This is a genomic window from Actinoplanes sp. NPDC049598, from assembly GCF_040675435.1.
Taxonomy (GTDB): domain Bacteria; phylum Actinomycetota; class Actinomycetes; order Mycobacteriales; family Micromonosporaceae; genus Actinoplanes.
In genome coordinates this window covers 352,035-369,371 of the sequence record NZ_JBFAOX010000009.1, presented here as the reverse complement: position 1 = coordinate 369,371, position 17,337 = coordinate 352,035, and the positions used below count along the sequence as shown (strand labels likewise).

At 71.6% G+C, this 17,337-nt stretch carries 14 protein-coding genes; 6 read left to right on the top strand and 8 right to left on the bottom strand.

Annotation, left to right across the window (positions count from 1 at the left end):
- Nucleotides 1-183 precede the first annotated feature (183 nt).
- The gene (locus AB0J66_RS22935) at nucleotides 184-564 is read left to right on the top strand and encodes a metallopeptidase family protein (protein WP_364663952.1); all 381 of its coding nucleotides are present in this window, start codon (nucleotides 184-186) and stop codon (nucleotides 562-564) included.
- Nucleotides 565-570: 6 nt separating this feature from the next.
- On the opposite strand, the gene AB0J66_RS22930 is transcribed toward AB0J66_RS22935, so the two are convergent.
- The 3 genes from AB0J66_RS22930 to AB0J66_RS22920 all read right to left on the bottom strand — a co-directional run bounded on the left by AB0J66_RS22930 (nucleotide 571) and on the right by AB0J66_RS22920 (nucleotide 4,706).
- Nucleotides 571-828 carry a WhiB family transcriptional regulator gene (locus AB0J66_RS22930; RefSeq protein WP_014688021.1) on the bottom strand — a complete coding sequence of 86 codons (258 nt, stop codon included), beginning with the start codon at nucleotides 826-828 and terminating at the stop codon, nucleotides 571-573.
- Nucleotides 829-1,113: 285 nt separating this feature from the next.
- Nucleotides 1,114-3,615, bottom strand: coding sequence for a bifunctional FO biosynthesis protein CofGH (locus tag AB0J66_RS22925; protein WP_364663949.1), 2,502 nt, complete (start codon nucleotides 3,613-3,615; stop codon nucleotides 1,114-1,116).
- Between the two features lie 128 nt (nucleotides 3,616-3,743).
- The gene (locus AB0J66_RS22920; RefSeq protein ID WP_364663893.1) at nucleotides 3,744-4,706 is read right to left on the bottom strand and encodes a hypothetical protein; all 963 of its coding nucleotides are present in this window, start codon (nucleotides 4,704-4,706) and stop codon (nucleotides 3,744-3,746) included.
- Between the two features lie 91 nt (nucleotides 4,707-4,797).
- On the opposite strand from AB0J66_RS22920, the gene cofD reads away from it, so the two are divergent.
- From cofD to AB0J66_RS22905, 3 genes are all read left to right on the top strand, one after another.
- Entirely contained in the window at nucleotides 4,798-5,754 is a 957-nt protein-coding gene (cofD, locus tag AB0J66_RS22915; RefSeq protein ID WP_364663891.1) for a 2-phospho-L-lactate transferase, read from the top strand.
- 82 nt (nucleotides 5,755-5,836) lie between these two features.
- Nucleotides 5,837-6,889 carry a coenzyme F420-0:L-glutamate ligase gene (locus AB0J66_RS22910; protein WP_364663888.1) on the top strand — a complete coding sequence of 351 codons (1,053 nt, stop codon included), beginning with the start codon at nucleotides 5,837-5,839 and terminating at the stop codon, nucleotides 6,887-6,889.
- A gap of 130 nt (nucleotides 6,890-7,019) precedes the next feature.
- Nucleotides 7,020-7,961 (top strand): NAD-dependent epimerase/dehydratase family protein, encoded by a 942-nt coding sequence (locus tag AB0J66_RS22905; RefSeq protein ID WP_364663885.1) that lies wholly within the window; start codon nucleotides 7,020-7,022, stop codon nucleotides 7,959-7,961.
- 92 nt (nucleotides 7,962-8,053) lie between these two features.
- On the opposite strand, the gene AB0J66_RS22900 is transcribed toward AB0J66_RS22905, so the two are convergent.
- The 3 genes from AB0J66_RS22900 to AB0J66_RS22890 all read right to left on the bottom strand — a co-directional run bounded on the left by AB0J66_RS22900 (nucleotide 8,054) and on the right by AB0J66_RS22890 (nucleotide 11,096).
- Entirely contained in the window at nucleotides 8,054-8,716 is a 663-nt protein-coding gene (locus AB0J66_RS22900; protein ID WP_364663882.1) for an HD domain-containing protein, read from the bottom strand.
- An 88-nt stretch (nucleotides 8,717-8,804) separates the two neighbouring features.
- Entirely contained in the window at nucleotides 8,805-9,926 is a 1,122-nt protein-coding gene (locus AB0J66_RS22895) for a sugar phosphate nucleotidyltransferase (RefSeq protein ID WP_364663880.1), read from the bottom strand.
- An 18-nt stretch (nucleotides 9,927-9,944) separates the two neighbouring features.
- A complete protein-coding gene (locus AB0J66_RS22890; protein ID WP_364663878.1) occupies nucleotides 9,945-11,096 on the bottom strand; it encodes a glycosyltransferase family 1 protein in 1,152 nt (383 codons plus the stop codon).
- Nucleotides 11,097-11,256: 160 nt separating this feature from the next.
- Here AB0J66_RS22890 and AB0J66_RS22885 point away from each other — a divergent pair, with 160 nt between their 5' ends.
- A complete protein-coding gene (locus AB0J66_RS22885) occupies nucleotides 11,257-11,946 on the top strand; it encodes a TIGR03089 family protein (protein ID WP_364663875.1) in 690 nt (229 codons plus the stop codon).
- Here AB0J66_RS22885 and AB0J66_RS22880 read toward each other — a convergent pair.
- A complete protein-coding gene (locus tag AB0J66_RS22880) occupies nucleotides 11,930-13,843 on the bottom strand; it encodes an acetoacetate--CoA ligase (RefSeq protein WP_364663872.1) in 1,914 nt (637 codons plus the stop codon). The genes AB0J66_RS22885 and AB0J66_RS22880 overlap by 17 nt on opposite strands.
- A gap of 42 nt (nucleotides 13,844-13,885) precedes the next feature.
- Nucleotides 13,886-14,407 (bottom strand): acyl-CoA thioesterase, encoded by a 522-nt coding sequence (locus tag AB0J66_RS22875; protein ID WP_364663869.1) that lies wholly within the window; start codon nucleotides 14,405-14,407, stop codon nucleotides 13,886-13,888.
- A gap of 150 nt (nucleotides 14,408-14,557) precedes the next feature.
- Here AB0J66_RS22875 and AB0J66_RS22870 point away from each other — a divergent pair, with 150 nt between their 5' ends.
- Entirely contained in the window at nucleotides 14,558-16,996 is a 2,439-nt protein-coding gene (locus AB0J66_RS22870) for a hypothetical protein (protein ID WP_364663867.1), read from the top strand.
- The last annotated feature ends 341 nt before the right edge of the window (nucleotides 16,997-17,337 follow it).

Sequence of the window (17,337 nt, the reverse complement as noted above, 5' to 3'; positions counted from 1 at the left end):
CGCCCCGAAGGGGCGAATTCGGGCACGACACGCTGTCCGGCCGCCTGGGGCCTTGTCACACCGCCGGAGGACTAGAGTTGTCCGGTGACCACCAGCCCTGAACGCAGCCGCAGCGAACCGGCGCGATCGCCCCGCAGAGCCGGCCCGGGCCATCCCGCCCGCCGGGACAGGCACGGTCGTGGCCTGCGCGGGCGCCTGGTGCCGGCGACGGTCCCCCTGGCCCGCACCAAGGCCGAGGTCTTCGACGACCTGGTGCTGGACACGGTCGAGGGCCTCGAGCGGCGCTACGCCAAGGAGCTCGCCGGCGTCGAGTTCGCGGTCGAGGACGTGCCGCCCGATCTCAACGTCTACGACTCCGACGTGCTCGAGGACGGCGAGGTGCCACTGGCCCGCCTGCTGCCCGGCCGCCCCGGCCGGCAGGAGCTCCCCCCACGGATCGTGCTCTACCGGCGGCCGCTGGAATTCCGGGCGATGGACCGTGAGGACCTCGCCGACCTCGTCCACGATGTGATCATCGAGCAGGTAGCCAACCTGCTCGGGGTGGATCCGGACGAGCTTTCCTGAAAAGAATCAGGCGACTCGTCGCTTGAGCTTGCGGCGTTCCCGCTCGGACAGTCCACCCCAGATGCCGAAGCGTTCGTCATGACCCAGTGCGTACTCCAGGCACTCGGCCTTGACCTCGCAGCGGCCGCAGATCCTCTTTGCCTCCCGGGTGGACCCCCCCTTCTCCGGGAAGAAGGCCTCCGGGTCGGTCTGCGAACACAGCGCCCGCTCCTGCCACTCGGGCGCGTCCCCGAGCAGGTCGACCCCTTCAACCTGCGCTTCCATCGGCGTGCCTCCCAATTTCCGCACCGGCAGCGATGCCGGTGCTGACCCCCCACGCACGCAGCGTGTTTTTTGCGAGCCGGGCACGCATTTCGCGGCGCCCAGCCCACAACCCCACCGAAATTACACGCGTGTAAGACGTGCGTCGTCAAGCCGAACCTGATAAATAGGCCCGTTTCCCCGGCGCGCCTTCGGCGCGTCGTGGTCCCGTTCCTGCCCTATCTCTCCGGAGCCCCGGTAGGTAACGCGCTCTACGCTGCACGAGTCCAATTTAACCCGATTTGTAACCTACCGTCGACCGTAGGTCGTCGTCCGCTCGACCGCGGGCCGTCCGGCCGTGGCCGCCAGCTCCTTCAATTCGGCGACCGTACGGGCCGAACCGTGCTCGGATCCGGCCATTCGGGAGATCGTTTCCTCCATCAGGGTGCCGCCGAGATCATTACAGCCGCCGTTGAGCATTTCTCGCGTTCCGTCGTCGCCGAGTTTCACCCATGAGCATTGGATGTTGTCGATCCGGCCATGCAGCAGAATGCGCGCCATCGCGTGCACGACCCTGTTCTCCCGCCAGCTCGGACCCGCTTTCGCAATGCCCGCGAGATAGATCGGCGCGTTGGTGTGGATGAACGGCAGCGCCACGAACTCGGTGAACCCGCCGGTCACGTCCTGGATGCCGGCCAGCACCCGGAAATGGCCCAGCCACTGTCGAGGATGGTCGACGTGGCCGTACATCATGGTCGAACTCGACCGCACGCCGACCTGGTGCGCGGTGGTCACCACGTCGACCCAGGCGCTGGCCGGCAGCTTGCCCTTGGTCAGCACCCAGCGCACGTCGTCGTCGAGGATCTCGGCCGCGGTGCCGGGGATCGTGCCCAGACCGGCCTCACGCAGCTCGATCAGCCACTCCCGCACGGAGACCCCGGCCTTGGCCGCGGCGGTGACGATCTCCATCGGGCTGTACGCGTGCACGTGCATCCCGGGCACCCGCTGCTTGACCGCCCGGACCAGGTCGGCGTACGCGGTCACGGGCATCTTGGGGTCGATGCCGCCCTGCATGCACACCTCGGACGCGCCGTCCCGCCACGCCTGCTCGGCCCGGTCGGCGACCTGGTCCACCGAGAGCCGGTACGCGTCGGCGTCCTTCTCCCGCTGGGCGAACGCGCAGAACCGGCAGCCCACGTAGCAGACGTTGGTGAAGTTGATGTTCCGGTTCACCACGTACGTGATGTCGTCGCCGTTGACGTGTTTGCGCAGGTCGTCGGCGATGCGGGCGAGCTCGTCGAGGGCCGGGCCGTCGGCGTTGAACAGCGCCATGGCCTCGTCCTCATGCTCCGGCAGCAGAAGCTTGGCCGGGTTCTCGCCGGCCAGCTTGAGGCCCTTGACCACGTCGCTGTCGAGCGTCGTCCGGGTGTCGGTGGTGACGTGGGCGGCGACCTCTTCCCAGTCGCCGTAGACGTCGTCGAAGTCGGAGCGGCGATCGGCCGTACGGCCGTCGGTGTCGATCGTGGCGAAAAGATCCGTGCGGCCCGAGCCGTACGCGTCGTCGGGCTCCTGCCACGGACGGCCGATCACCGGCGCGTCCGCGCGGGCGAGACCATCGGGACCGGCCAGGGCCGCCACGTGCGCGGCCACCCGGGGGTCGAGCCAGCCCTCGGAGCCGCGGCGGACGTACTCGGGGTAGATCGTCAGCCGCTCCCGCAGCTCGAACCCGCTCTCCGCCGACTTCTCGGCCAGCAGGTCGATCTGCGGCCAGGGACGCTCGGGGTTGACGTGATCGGGAGTCACCGGGGACACGCCGCCCCAGTCGTCGATGCCGGCCCGCAGCAGCAGCGAGAACTCGGCGTCGATCAGGTTGGGCGGGGCCTGGACCCGGGCCCGCGGCCCCATGATGATCCGGCCCACCGCCACCGTCGCGGCCAGCTCCCGCAGCTCCGCGTCGGGCATCCCGCGCATCGCCGTGTCCGGCTTGGCGCGGAAGTTCTGGATGATGACCTCTTGGATGTGCCCGTACTCGCGGGCGGCCCGGCGCATCGCGAAGATCGCGTCCACCCGCTCGGCCCGGGTCTCACCGATGCCGATCAGGATGCCGGTGGTGAACGGCACGCCCACCCGGCCCGCGTCGTCGAGCACCCGCAGCCGTACGGCCGGCTCCTTGTCCGGAGAGCCGAAGTGCGGGCCGCCCTTCTCCGACCAGAGACGGGTCGCCGTGGTCTCCAGCATCATGCCCATGCTGGGGGCGACCGGCTTCAGGCGCTGCAGCTCGGCCCAGCTCATCACGCCCGGGTTCAGGTGCGGCAGCAGGCCGGTCTCCTCGAGCACGGCGATCGCGACCGACCGCACGTAGTCCAGCGTCGAGTCGTAGCCGCGCTCGTCGAGCCACTGCCGGGCCGCGGGCCAGCGCTCCTCGGGGCGGTCGCCCAGCGTGAACAGGGCCTCCTTGCAGCCCTGGGCCGCGCCCTCCCGCGCGATGGCGAGCACCTCGTCGCGCTCCAGGAAGGCGGCCGGCAGCTTGTGCGGCACGGTCGCGAAGGTGCAGTAGTGACACCGGTCCCGGCAGAGCCGGGTCAAGGGAATGAAGACCTTCCGGCTGTACGTGACGACGCCCGGCCGCCCGGCCTCGCGCAGACCCGCGTCGCGGATGCCGCCGGCGATGGCCAGAAGCTCGTCGAACTGCTCGCCGGTGGCGGCCAGCAGGGCGGCCGCCTCCTCGGCATCGACCGCCTTGCCGTCGGCGGCGCGGCGCAGCGCCCGTTTGATCTGAGCCTCCGTCGGCGCCGGCTCGGTGGGCGTGATGCTGATGTTCGCTACTGCCGCGTTGACCTCGACCACCACAGCAGCCTAGGCCGGATTTCCGGGCGCTGCCCCAGCGGTGCCCGGGCGCGCGCAGTGGGATAGGACACGGCGCCCGGGCCAGGCGTTCTTTACCGCCTCGGCGGGTCCTGGTCGGCCGGGCCGAAGCCGGGGCGGTCGTCCGGGATCTTCTCGGTGCGGTCGCCGGCGGCCGGCGGCGGGTTCTCCGGCGGCGCCACCCGGGTCGGATCGGTGAACGGCGGCGGCGGGTAGGCGGGCGCGGGCGGGGCCGAGGCCGGCGGCGCGGACGACGGGTAGGCGGGCGGGCCCGAGGCCGGCATGGGAACGGCCGGCTGGTTCCAGGCGGGCGGCTGCTGACCGTAGACGGGCTGGCCGTAAGGGGCGGCGCCCGGCGGCGGGGGCGGGTAGCCACCCTGCGGCGGGTAGCCCGGCTGGCCCGGCTGGGGCGGATAACCCGGCTGGCCCGGCTGACCGGGCGGCGGCGGGAACCCGGGCTGGCCCGGGGGCGGCCCGTAGCCCGGCTGGCCGGGGAACGTGCCCGGCTGGTTGTACTGCGGCGATCCGTACACCCCGGGCTGGGGCTTGGGCTTGTGCACCTGGAACATGCCCTGCCAGATGCGGAAGACCGCATAGCCCGCGACGCCGAAGACGGCGAGCCAGGCGGCGCGCACCAGCAGCTCCTCGAAGGCGACCCGGGCGCCGTTGTTGCCGGCCAGGTTGATCAGGCCGATCAGCACGCCGAAGAGCACGCCGAAGAACGCGGCCACCGCGTACTCGACCAGGGCGGCCAGCACGATCAGCGGGGTCTTGGGGTGGCGCGGCTTCACCAGCAGCGACAGCAGCACGGCGGCGATCGGGAAGAAGATCGTCTCGGTGTTCACGAAGCCGTAGAAGCTGTCCTGCGTGCGCAGGCCGAAGCCGGCGTTGCCGTCCGGGATCAGCCGGACGATCGCCACGAACAGCAGCAGCGCGGGCGCGCCGACGAGCGCCCAGGCGGCGAGGTCACGCAGCGGGCGAAGGTACTGGCCGGCCGTCTTGCCCTCGCCCGGTGGCGGCTGCGGTTGGCTGGTCACGGGAACTCCCTGGCGAACGACAGTGATGGGTCGGCTCAGCGTAGTCCGGGGCCGCACGGTGCACCGATACGCCGTGCGCGAGGATGGGGGGATGCGGATCGTGGTCCTTTCCGGCGGCATCGGCGGCGCCAAATTCCTCGTCGGCGTGCGCGCCCACGCCAAGACCATCGGGGCCGAGGTCACCGCGGTGGTCAACGTCGGCGACGACGTACGCATGCACGGCCTGCAGATCTGCCCCGACCTCGACTCGGTGATGTACACGCTGGGCGGCGCCCACGACCGCGAGCGCGGCTGGGGCCGGGTCGGCGAGACCTGGGTGGTCAAAGAGGAACTGGCCGCCTACGGCGCCGAGCCGTCCTGGTTCGGCCTGGGTGACAAGGACACGGCAACCCACCTGGTACGGACCCGGATGCTCACCGCCGGCTATCCGTTGTCCCAGGTCACGGCCGCGTTGTGCACCCGCTGGGAGCCCGGTGTGACGATCCTGCCGGCCACCGACGACCGGCTCGAGACCCACGTGGTGGCCGACGTCGAGGGCGAGCGCAAGGCCATCCACTTCCAGGAGTGGTGGGTCCGCTACCGCGGCGACGTGCCCACCCACCGTTTCGTCTTCGTCGGGGCCGAGGCGGCCAAGCCCGCCCCCGGCGTGCTCGACGCGATCGCCTCGGCCGACGTGGTGCTGATCGCCCCGAGCAACCCGGTCGTCAGCATCGCCCCGATCCTCGCGGTCGGCCCGCTGCGCGACGCGCTGGTGGCCGGGCCGGCCCCGGTGGTCGGCCTCTCCCCGATCATCGGCGACTCCCCGATCCGCGGCATGGCCGACAAATGCCTGGCCACGATCGGCGTCGAGGTCACCCCGGCCGCCGTGGGGGCCCTCTACGGGGCCCGCTCGGGCGAGGGCGTGCTCGACGGCTGGCTGGTCGACTCCAGCGACGCCGGGGTCGAGATCCCGGGCGTACGGACCCGGGCCGTCCCGCTCTGGATGAGCTCCGAGGAGACCACCGCCCGGATGGTCGCCGACGCCCTGTCCCTGGCCGGCGTGGCGTGACGCTCCTCTCCTCCGCGCCTCACCCGCCCGCCGGCGGGAAAGGATGGCGCGGTGACCTCTCTGCTCGAGAAGGGCGACTGGCGTGACTGACGGGCTCGAGATCCGGCCGGTGCGCGGCATCGGCGACGTCGTGGCCGGCGACGACCTGGCCGCCCTGATCACCGCGGCCGCGCCCTGGCTGGCCGACGGCGACATCCTGGTCGTGACCAGCAAGATCGTCTCCAAGGCGGAGGGCCGCCTGGTCGAGGTGCCGGCCGACGGTCCCGAGCGCGACGCCGCCCGCGTCGCCGCCCTGGAGTCGGAGACGGCCCGGGTGGTGGCCCGCCGCGGCCCGACCACGATCGTGCAGACCCACCACGGTTTCGTGATGGCCGCGGCCGGCATCGACGCCTCCAACGTGGACAAGACCCACCTGGTCCTGCTCCCGGCCGACCCGGACGCCTCGGCCCGGCGCCTGCGCGACGGGCTGCGCGCGCACGGCCTCGACGTCGGCGTCATCGTCTCCGACACGATGGGCCGGGCCTGGCGCAACGGCCTGACCGACGTCGCCCTGGGCGCGGCCGGCATCGAGCCGGTCCGCGACCACCGCGGCGAGACCGACCCGTACGGCAACCTGCTCGAGATCACCCAGATGGCCGTGATCGACGAGCTGGCCGCGGCCGGCGAGCTGGTCAAGGGCAAGGTCGACGCGGTGCCGGTGGCCGTGGTCCGCGGCTACCCCCGCTCCGGTCTGCGCGACACCGACGGCGCCGCGGTCCTGCTCCGCGACGCCGCCAGCGACATGTTCAGCCTGGGCACGGCCGAGGCCCGCGCCGCCGGCCTGCGCGACGCCGCCCAGCTCCCCGACGGCCCGCTCGCCGCCCTGCCCGGCCACCCGGTCGACCCGGCCGCCGTCGAGCGCGCCCTGTCCCTGGTCACGCTGTCGCACGCCACTGTGCTCGCCCCCGCCGAGGCCATCGCCGGCAGCGGCGCCACCGCCGCCTTCCACCTGAGCACCCGCGACGCCAGCCCGGCCGGCTACATGACCCTGGGCGCCGACGCCCACCGCCTGCGCGCCGCCCTGGCCGCCGAGGGCATCCCGACCCTCTCCCTGCCCCACGAGGACGGCCTGCGCCTGGAGCTCTCCGGCGGCTAAGCTGTCGCCGTCTCGGTCCCGTCGGGGGACGTCGAGCGATGAGTTCGTATCGGGGTGAGGTTATGCACGCTCAGTGCCTGGTCCTCGCATGCCCGAAATCGATCTGACTCATCGTTTGGAGAATTCTCCCGTGCATCTTCTGGTGCTCGGCGGCACCCGGTTCGCCGGTCGTGCCGTCGTCGAGGCGGCGCTCGCCGCCAGTCATGACGTGACCCTGTTCCACCGCGGCCTCACCAATCCCGGCCTCTTCCCGCAGGCGGAAAGCGTCTTCGGGGACCGGACGGCCGATCTGTCCCCGCTGGCCGGGCGGCACTTCGACGCCGTGCTGGATGTCGCCGGCTATCGCCCCGAGGTGGTCGCCAAGTCGGTCGCCGCTCTGGAAGGCGGCGCCGGCCGTTACGTGTTCATCTCGTCGGCGTCGGTCTACGCCGATCAGAGCGTTCCGCCGGTTGAAGGGGCGGCGACGCTGGTCGACGACTCGTACGGCGGGCTCAAGGCAGCCTGCGAACGCGTCGTCCTGGACGGGTTCGGCGATCGCGCCCTGGTCGTGCGGCCGGGGCTGATCGTCGGGCCGCACGATCCGACCGAGCGGTTCCCGTACTGGCCGCGCCGGCTGGCCCGGGGCGGGCGGGTGCTGGCCCCGGGGCGGCCGGCCGACCCGATGCAGGTCATCGACGCCCGGGACCTGGCGCGCTGGCTGGTCACGACCGAGGCGTCCGGCATTTTCAACGCGGTCGGCGAGACCCTGCCGATGGCCACGCTGCTGGAGGCCTGCCGCCACGTGGCCGGGGTGCCGGCCGAGTTGGTGTGGGTTCCGACTCCGGTGCTGCTGGCGGCGGGGCTCGACCCGTGGATGGGCGTCCCGCTGTGGATCGCCGACCCGGAGTGGTCCGCGGCCAACCTCGTCGACGGCGCCCGGGCCCGGGCGGCTGGGCTGAATCACCGCCCGCTGACCGAGACGGTCGCCGACACCCTCGCCTGGGACCGGGCCCGCGGCGGCCCGGCGGCCGGAACAGAACCCCTGCCGCCTGAGCGCGAGGCGGCGTTGCTCGCGGCCCTGAGCCACTCGTAACCCGGGCGGGCGGTGGCGTTGCTCGCGGCGCTCGGCCGATCCTGAGCGGGCGTGCGGGGCCGTCGGCGAGCCGGCGGCCCCGCCCGGGGGCCTCAGTCCTTGGCGTCCCACTCGGCGAGGAACTCGTCCAGGAAGTCGGACAGGACCTGGTGGCGGTGCTCGGCGATGCGGGCGCCGGCCTTGGTGTTGATGCGGTCCTTGAGCAGCAGCAGCTTCTCGTAGAAGTGGTTGACCGTGGTGCCCTTGGCCGCCCGGTAGGACGCCACGTCGGCGTGCATGGTCGGCGCGACGTCGGGGTCGTGCATGAGGCGCTTGTCCCAGCCGCCGTAGGCGAAGGCGCGGCCCACGCCGATGGCGCCCAGCGCGTCGAGGCGGTCGGCGTCCTGGACACACTGGCCCTCGAGGCTCAGCTCCACGTCGGCCACGCCGGCGCCCTTGTAGGACAGGTGCCTGATGATGTGGGCGACCGCCTCGGCCGTCTCCGTCCCGACGCCCTTGCCGATCAGCCAGGCCTGGGCGAGTTGCGGGCCGGCCTCTTCGCTGCCGGAGAACTTGTAGTCGGCGATGTCGTGGAGCAGCGCGGTGAGCTCCACGACGAAGAGGTCGGCGCCCTCCTCGCGGGCGATGCGCAGGGCCATCCGCCGTACGCGGTCGGCGTGGAACCAGTCGTGCCCGGTGGCGTCGGCGCCCAGCCGCTCGCGGACCAGCTCTTCGGCCGCGCTGATCACGTCGGCCCGGAAGTCGTCGTCAGACATCCGGGCACTTTACCGCAGTCAGAAATTTCCGAAATGTCCGAGCGGGGTGAGCCGCGCGGGCCGGGCCCGCACGCTGGGCCGGGGCCGGCTACACGTAGTCGTGCTCGCCCAGCTCCTTGAGCTCGTCCACCAGGTGCTTGACCTCCTGGGCGCGCTCGCGCGGGCAGACCAGCACGGCGTCCGGCGTGTCCACGATGATCAGGTCGCGGACGCCCATGGCCGCGACCAGCCGGCCCGGAGTCGGCACGACGACCAGGCCTTCGGCGTCGCGCAGGAGCACGCCCGACTTGGCGTGCTGCTCGACGGCCTGGCCGACCACCACGTTGCCCGCCGGGTCGGCCGCGAGAACCTCGCCCAGGGTGTGGAAGTCGCCGACGTCGTTCCAGCCGAAGTCGCCGGGGACGGTGCCGACCCGGCCCACGGTGGCCGCACCCTCCATGACCGCGTAATCGACCGAGATGCGGGGCAGCGTGGGCCAGACCTCGCCCAGCACCTCCTCGCGCTCGGGCGATTCCCAGGCCGCGGCGATCCGGGAGATGCCGGCCGCCAGCTGCGGCTGCTGCCGCGACAGCTCGGCCAGGAACGCGTCGGCCCGCCAGACGAACATGCCGGCGTTCCAGAGATAGTTGCCCGACTTCACGTAACTCTCGGCCACGTCGTAGGTCGGCTTCTCCTTGAACTCCTCGACGCCGAGCACCGGGCCGTCGCCGAGGGGCGCGGTGCACTGGAGGTAGCCGTAGCCGGTCTCCGGGCGGGTCGGCGTGATGCCCAGCGTCATCAGCAGACCCTGCTGGGCGCCGACCATCGCCTGCCGGATGACCTCGGTGAACCGTTCCTTGTCGGCGATCAGGTGGTCCGACGCGAACGAGCCCATGATCGCCTGCGGGTCGCGCCGGGCGATGACGGCCGCGGCGAGCGCGATGGCCGCGCACGAGTCGCGCGGGGACGGCTCCACCAGCACGTTGGTGTCGGGCACGCTGTCGAGCTGGCGCGCCACCGCCGCCGCGTGGGCCACGCCGGTGACCACGAAGATCCGGTCGAGCGGCGCCAGCAGGTCGAGCCGCTGGACCGTGGCCTGCAGCAACGAGGCGTCAGTGCCGGTCAATGGGTGCAGGAACTTCGGGTGACCCGCCCGGGACAGAGGCCATAGACGAGTGCCTGTGCCACCGGCCAGTACCACGCCGTAGAGACCACCGAGTTGATCGCTCATGTGCACAGAGTGTAAAGGTCAGAGGGCCGCAACTCGTTTCCAGGTTGTGACATGTACTTCGGCGCTCGACTGCCACGTGAACTCCTTGGCCCGATCGAAGCCGGCCTTGGCGAGCGTCAACCGGCGCGGCTCGTCGTGCAGCAGATCGGCCAGGTCCGATGCGATCCGGTCGGGGTCCTCCGTGGTGTAGGCCACCGCGTCGCCGCCGACCTCGGGCAGCGAGAGCCGCGGGGTGGTGAGCACCGGCGTGGCGCAGGCCATGGCCTCGAGGATCGGCAGGCCGAAGCCCTCGCCGAACGACGGGTAGCAGGCGACCAGCGCGCCGCCGAGGAAGCCGGGCAGGTCGGCGTAGCGCAGGTAGCCCGGGCGCAGCAGCCGCAGGTGCGACGGCACCTCGGCCACGGCCCGGTCGATCTCGTCGTCGTGGCCCTGGCCGCCGGCCAGCACCAGCGCCGGCGGGTGCGGCCAGTCGGCGACCGCGCGGGCCCAGCCGCGGATCAGGTTCGGAACGTTCTTGCGGGGCTCCTTGGCCCCGAGGAACGCGACGTAGCCGGCGTCGGTCAGACCGAGACGGGCCCGCACGCGGGCCTTCTCCTCCTCGGTCGGCGCGTGGAACGCGGCCTGGTCGACCCCGTGGTACGCCACGTCGATGCGGGTCGGGTCGGCGTCGAGCAGGCGGATCAGCTCGTCCCGGGTGGCCTTGCTGGGCACGATCACCCGGGCCGCCCGGCGCAGCGACGTCTTGATCGCGCTGCGGAAGAAGGTCCGCTTGGTGTTGTCGTAATGCTCCGGCTCGGTGAAGAACGTGGCGTCGTGCACGGTCACCGTGACGGGGCAGCCCGCGCGCAGCGGGCACGTGTAGAACGGCGAGTGCAGCACCTGGGCGCCGACCTGCTGAGCCAGCAGCGGCAGGCCCGTCTGCTCCCAGGCCAGCCGGGCGGGCCGGTGGGCGACGGCGGCCGGGCCGGCGATCACCTCGGCCTTGTCGTCGAGCAGACGGCTGTAACGCTCCGCATCCGAACGCTGGGCCACGACGGCCAGATCGACCCGGTCCGGGTCCATCTGCCCGAGGGCTCCGAGCAGGCCGTCGACGTATCGGCCGACGCCTCCTCGGTCGGCGGGGACGCTAGTGGCGTCTACGAGCACTCGCGGGGGGCGACCGGCGGTCACGAGGCAACTCCAAAAGAGGTTGTAATTCAGACCACTCGCAAGACTACGCCCGCAATGCATCGCGCATGTGACGGCGACACCGCGTTGTTCCCGGCGTTTCGGCGAACTCATCGCGCGTCCAGGATCGATTACCGACAGTCACGACACTATCGTGGTGGCCGTGGACCCAACGATCCCGCGGATCTTCGCTGCCGCCGTCCGGAATGACCCGGCTTCTCCGCTGCTGACGTTCTATGACGACGCCAGTGGTGATCGAACCGAATTGTCCGGCGCGACTCTGGACAACTGGGTCTCCAAGACAGCGAATCTGCTGGTCGACGGTCTCGGGCTGGGCAGCGGCGACACCGCCGCCGTTCACCTGCCGCCGCACTGGCAGACCGCGGCCGTCCTGCTTGGCGCGTGGTCGGCCGGTCTGGCCGCCGAGACCGAGGACACAGAGTCGGCGGAGGTCGTGTTCGCCACGCCAGGACAGACCACTGCGACAAAAGCACCAGACAGGTACGCCACGGGCCTGCTGCCCTTCGCCATGCCCCTACGCGAGCTGCCCGCCGGCTTCGCCGACTACGTCCTGGAGGTACGCCAGCACGGCGACTACTTCCCCGGGCAGCCGGTCGCGGCGGACGACAAGGCGCTCAACGGCCGTACGCATCGTGACGTGCTGGCCGAGGCCGCGGCCATGGGCATCCCGGCCGGCGCGCGCGTGCTCATCGACGCGGCCCGGCACCCCGACCCGGTCGAGTGGCTGCTCGCCCCGCTGGTCGCCGGCGCCTCGATCGTCCTCTGCGCCCACTTGGACCCGGCGAAGACCGAGGCCCGCGCCGAGTCCGAGAAGGTCACCTTCGTCTACTGAACAGCTCCACGAACTCCAGCAGTGAATCCGGGTTGGCCAGCGCCCCGGTGGCCGCGGCCGACTCGACCGGCGTACCGGTGAGGATCCGCTTGACCGGCACCTCGAGCTTCTTCGACGAGAGGGTGCGCGGCACCGCCCGTACGGCATGGATCTCGTCGGGGACGTGCCGGGGCGACAGCGCCCCCCGCAGCTCTCCCCCGATCCGCTTGCGCAGGGCCTCGTCGAGGATGAAACCCTCGGCGAGCACGACGAACAGCAGCAGCTCACCGTTCGGGTTGCCGTCCTGTTCGAGGTGGACGACGACCGAATCGGCGATCTCGGGCAGGCTCTCGACCACCGAGTAGAACTCGGCCGTGCCCAGCCGCACGCCGCCCCGGTTGAGCGTGGCGTCGGAGCGCCCGGTGATCACACAGCTCCCGTCCTCGCCGATGGTGATCCAGTCGCCGTGCCGCCAGACCCCCGGGAAGTAGTCGAAGTACGCCTCGCGGTAACGCTTGCCGTCCGGGTCGTTCCAGAAACCGACCGGCATGCTGGGCATCGGCGCGGTGATCACGAGCTCGCCCAGCTCCCCGATCACCGGCCGGCCCGACGGGTCGTACGCCTCGACCCTGGCCCCCAGAGCGCGACAGGCGATCTTGCCCTCGACCACCGGCAGCAGCGGCGCCGACCCGACGAAGCCGGTGCACACGTCGGTGCCGCCGGACAGCGACTGCAGTTGCAGCTCCGAACCGACCGCCTCGTAGACCCAGTCGAAGCCCTCGGCCGGCAGCGGCGCCCCCGTCGAGCCGATGCCCTTGAGCCGCTTGCGCGGCGTCAGCCCGGCCTTGCGGCAGGCCATGAGGTACGGGGCGGAGGTGCCGAAGTAGGTGATGCCGGCCTCGTCGACCAGATCCCAGAGGGCCGACAGGGTCGGATAGGCCGGGTTGCCGTCGAACATGACGATCGCCGCGCCCACCGCCGGACCGCTGACCAGGAAGTTCCACATCATCCAGCCGGTCGTGGTGAACCAGAAGAAGCGGTCGCCGGGCCCGAGGTCGTGATGCAGGGCGAGCATCTTCAGATGCTCCAGCAGGATGCCGCCGTGGCCGTGGACGATGGGCTTGGGCAGGCCGGTCGTGCCGGAGCTGTAGAGCACGTAGAGCGGATGGTCGAACGGCACGTGCTCGTACGCCATCGGCTCGTCGTTTTTCAAATCGTCGAAGTCGCCGCCGCCGTGCAGGTAACCGATCGTCACCCGATGCTCGATGGACGGCAGCGCCTCGACGATCGCGGCGACTTCCGCGCGGCGGTCGACGGCCTTGTCGCCGTACATGTAGCCGTCGACCGCGACCAGAACCTTGGGCTCGATCTGCTGCCAGCGGTCGATCACGCTGCGTACGCCGAACTCGGGCGCGCACGACGAGAAGATCGCGCCGAGACTCGCGGTGGCCAGCATCAGGACGTACGTCTCGGGGATGTTCGGGGCGTAGGCCGCGACCCGGTCCCCCTTGGTGACGCCACGGGCCTTGAGCCCGGCTCGGACCTGGCGGACCTCATCGCGCAACTCACGCACGGTCAGCTGCTTGCGGTCACGGCTCTGGCTGTACGCAATGACGACCGGCTCATCGTCGTCGAGACCCGGCATGCGGAGCACGTTCTCCGCGTAGTTGAGCGTGGCGCCGGGGAACCACTCGGCGCCGGGCATGCCCGTGTCTCTCAGCGTTTCCTGGGGCGGCCGATCGGCTTGGACGTCGAAGTAGTCCCAGATCGAGCGCCAGAAAGCGGGCAGGTCGTCGACGGACCACTGCCAGAGCGACGCGTAGTCGGCATGGTCTTTGCCCAGCCAGGACATGTAGTCCCCGATCCGCGAGGTCTCGCGGACGTCGGCCGGCGGCTCCCACAACACTCTGCCCGTCATGCGCTCACCTTAACGTTCACTCAGTCACGTTCGCGTCAACGCTCACTCCGTCGCGTTCGCCTCGGCCCGGGCCCGCTGAATCGCCGACCGGCGGGCCAGCCGGTGCTCGCGCCTGATCAGAGCCTCGCGGAAACGGCGCTCGTCGTCCATGTGCTCGGGCAACACCGGAGGCACGTTCCGGGGGTGACCGGCCACATCCACCGCGACGAACACCAGGTAGGCGGTGGCCACCGTGAGCGGTTCCGGGCTGACCACGTCCCAGCGCTCGGCCACCAGCTTCACGCCGACCTCCATCGAACTCGTGCCGGTCCAGTTCACCTGCGCGTACGCGTGCACGAGGTCACCCACCCGCACCGGCTCCAGAAACACGATCTCGTCGATCGCCGCCGTCACCGCGGTGCCGCCACTGTGCCGGGCCGCGGCCGCCCCGGCCACGTCATCGACGAACTTCATCAGCACCCCGCCGTGCACGGTGCCGTACAGATTGACGTCCACCGCGGTCATGATCCGGCTCAGCGTGACCCGCGAGTACGACGTCGGCCGACCAGTGGGCTGATCACTCATGCGGCGTACGCTACTGCGTCCTTTTCGCGGCTTGCCCGACGACGGTACGGTTCCTGAGCAGCGAGCCATGGTGGGAGAAAAACCTTGCGTCACTTCCGGTCGATCTTGTACGCCCTCGTGCTGGCACCGGCGGTGTGGATCCTCGCCGGCGTGGGCCTCACCCAAGACCTGACCACCCGCGGGCGCGACGACTTCGCGGTCGAATCCTGGGGCGGACTGTCCCTGCTGCTGCTCGCCGGCGCGGCGTACGGCATCTTGCTCCTCGCCCCGATCTCCCCGCTCGGACCGCTGGTGGCGGGCCTGGCCTTCCTGGGGGTCTCGATCTGGGCCCTGGAGTCACCCTCGGCCTACGCCGATCTGTGGCCGGCCGACGTGGCCAAGGAAGGTTTCGACCTGAGCCGCCCCGGCTACGGCCTGGCCGCGATGCTGGCCGTGCCGCTGATCTGCACGGCCTTGAGCGCACGCCGCTGGGCCCGCTACGAGCCGCCGGTCCTCCCGCTGATCGGCCAGATCGGCCGCTTCCGCGGCGCCGCTCCCGCTCCGACCACCCCGGCCGCCGTCCTGGAGACGACGGTGCTGCCCACCTCCCATCCCACCGGCGGGAGCGACCCGACCACGGTCCTGCGCCTGCCCTCCACCGCCGCCGACCCCACGATCGTCGTTCCGCCCCCGCACTCATCGAACGACGACCCCACCGTCGCGTTCCGCCCCGAAGAGCCGACCACCGCATCCGTCAGCGCGCCAAGCGACGAGCCAACCGCGGCGTCTCCCAGCGACGACGAGCCCACCGTGGTCTCTCCCGGTGGCGACGAGCCGACCTCCGTCATCGGGGATACCGCCCCCGCGACGGCCACCCCGGCCGAAAGTGGCCAGGTGGTCAAGGCCCCGGCGGCCAAGCCTCTTCGCGTGGACCCGGTCGAGACGACCTACGCCTCCGACGAGCGCGACCTCGAATCAACCCTCGCCCGCCTGATCGGCCCGACCCCCCGCCCCACCGGCGTAGTGGTCACCTCCGACGAATCCGCGACGGTCACCAACGCCGAGCCTTCCCCGCCCGCCCCCGCTGGTCAGCCCGCACCCACCGAGAACGGCCACACCACCAAGGCCCCAGCCGCCAGCCCGATCCGCGTGGAACCGGCCACCACACCCTCCACCTCCGACGAACGCGACCTGGAGTCCACCCTCTCCCGGCTGATCGCCCCCACCGCCCGCCCCACCTCGGTCGTGGTCTCCTCCGACGAGTCCACCTCCGTCGCGGCCTTCGGCACCAGCCCGACCACCAGCCGCTCAGCCGCCGCCCCAGCTCCCCCGAGCACACCCACCGACCAGCCCACCCCCGCCGCGGCCCAGCCCCAACCCGAGGAGCCGGACCAAGCCACGTCGGCACAGTCCGCACCCTCGCCGGCCGCGCAAATCACCGCCGCTCCCGAGTCCGCGCAAGCCTCGCTTCCCCAGCCGATCGCCGCCGCGGACGAGTCCGAGCGAACGTCACCTGCTCAGCCCACCACCGCCGCGGACGAGTCCGAGCAAACCTCACCTGCCCAGCCCACCACCGCCGCGGACGAGTCCGAGCGAACCTCACCTGCCCAGTCCACCACCGCCGCGGACGAGTCCGAGCGAACGTCACCCCTCCAGCCGATCGCCGCCGCGGGCGAATCCGAGGAGCCGGAATACTCGCTCGTCACCGGCAAGGTCGAGGCCCCTCCGAGCATCCGGGCCGTACCCCCCGGGCTCGAGCGGACCCGCTCCCTGGACGCCCCGGACCCCGACAAGACCCGCGCGATCAAACTTCCGGGCTTCGAGTCAACCCGCCGCGTCGCCGTACCTTCCTACGAGCCCCCCACCACCGTCCTGGTCAAGTCGACCGGCATCAGCACCCCCTCCGCCGAAGCCACACCCCCGGAGGAGACCGCCCCCATAGCGCTGCCGAACGGCTCCACCCCAACCACGCACGCCGACGAGAACCCCACGAGCCCGCCCACCGCCGTGGATCCCGACACAACCCGTTCCTTGACCGCCCGTGACGAGGACACCACCCGATCGCTCGACGCGCCGGACCCGGACACCACCCGGCCGCTCAGAGCGCCGGATCCGGACACCGCCCGGCCGCTGAGCGCGCCGAACCCAGACACCACACGGTCGCTCAGCGCACCGGACCCGGATCGGACTCGGGCGATCAGCGTTGACGGGTTGGCCACCGTGTCCACCGCCAATGGCGAGCACACGGCGAACGGGACCGGCACCGGCGACGTCGGCGGAGACCAGACCCAGGTGATCCGGCTTCAGCCTCGGGATCCCGAGCAGACCTGGATAGTCCGCCCCGGCTCGGTGGAGCCCCCGGGCGAACGCACCGAAATCATCCGGCTGCAGCCCCAGTCAAGCCCCGCGGAGATCCCCACGGATCCCCAGCCGGCCTCCCGGATGTCCATAGTGGACGCCGAGCAGCCGGACATCTCCAACGACCCGACCAGCCGGGTGATCCCGCCGGCACCGCGCGGCGCCGAACCGGAGAAGCGCGAAATGACTGTCATGAGCATGGAACGCCCGCCGGATGAGCTCCCGACCCAGCGCCGACCCTCCGAAGACTAACCGCACCGAAGCACCCAACCCCGGCTTATCCACAGGCCATCGGCTATCCACAGGCGGGCCTGTCGGCCGGACATGATCTCGCACTTTTCCGCGATAATTGCCCGAGGAGGAGGCCCCCTAGGGAGGGCGGGCTCCGTGGGGCGCGGCAGGTCGGCGCGAAGCGGCAGGTCCGTGGGCAGCGGCAGGTCCGTGGGCGAAGTAGGGCCGATGGGCGCAGACGGTTCCAGAGGCGAGTCGGGACTCCATGGGCGGGTCGGACCCCTCGGCCGAAGCCGCGGTCAAGCCCGGCGCGGCCGTCCGGGCGCGCGGCCGTTTGCGCGCGGCCATCCGGGCGCAGCCAT

What these genes read in the sequence shown, in the direction of transcription:
- AB0J66_RS22895 (WP_364663880.1), bottom strand. Translation starts at nt 9,926, where the DNA reads ATGAGCGATCAACTCGGTGGTCTCTACGGCGTGGTACTGGCCGGTGGC.
- AB0J66_RS22875 (WP_364663869.1), bottom strand. Translation starts at nt 14,407, where the DNA reads ATGAGTGATCAGCCCACTGGTCGGCCGACGTCGTACTCGCGGGTCACG.
- AB0J66_RS22930 (WP_014688021.1), bottom strand. Translation starts at nt 828, where the DNA reads ATGGAAGCGCAGGTTGAAGGGGTCGACCTGCTCGGGGACGCGCCCGAG.
- AB0J66_RS22900 (WP_364663882.1), bottom strand. Translation starts at nt 8,716, where the DNA reads ATGTCTGACGACGACTTCCGGGCCGACGTGATCAGCGCGGCCGAAGAG.
- AB0J66_RS22880 (WP_364663872.1), bottom strand. Translation starts at nt 13,843, where the DNA reads ATGACGGGCAGAGTGTTGTGGGAGCCGCCGGCCGACGTCCGCGAGACC.
- cofD (WP_364663891.1), top strand. Translation starts at nt 4,798, where the DNA reads ATGCGGATCGTGGTCCTTTCCGGCGGCATCGGCGGCGCCAAATTCCTC.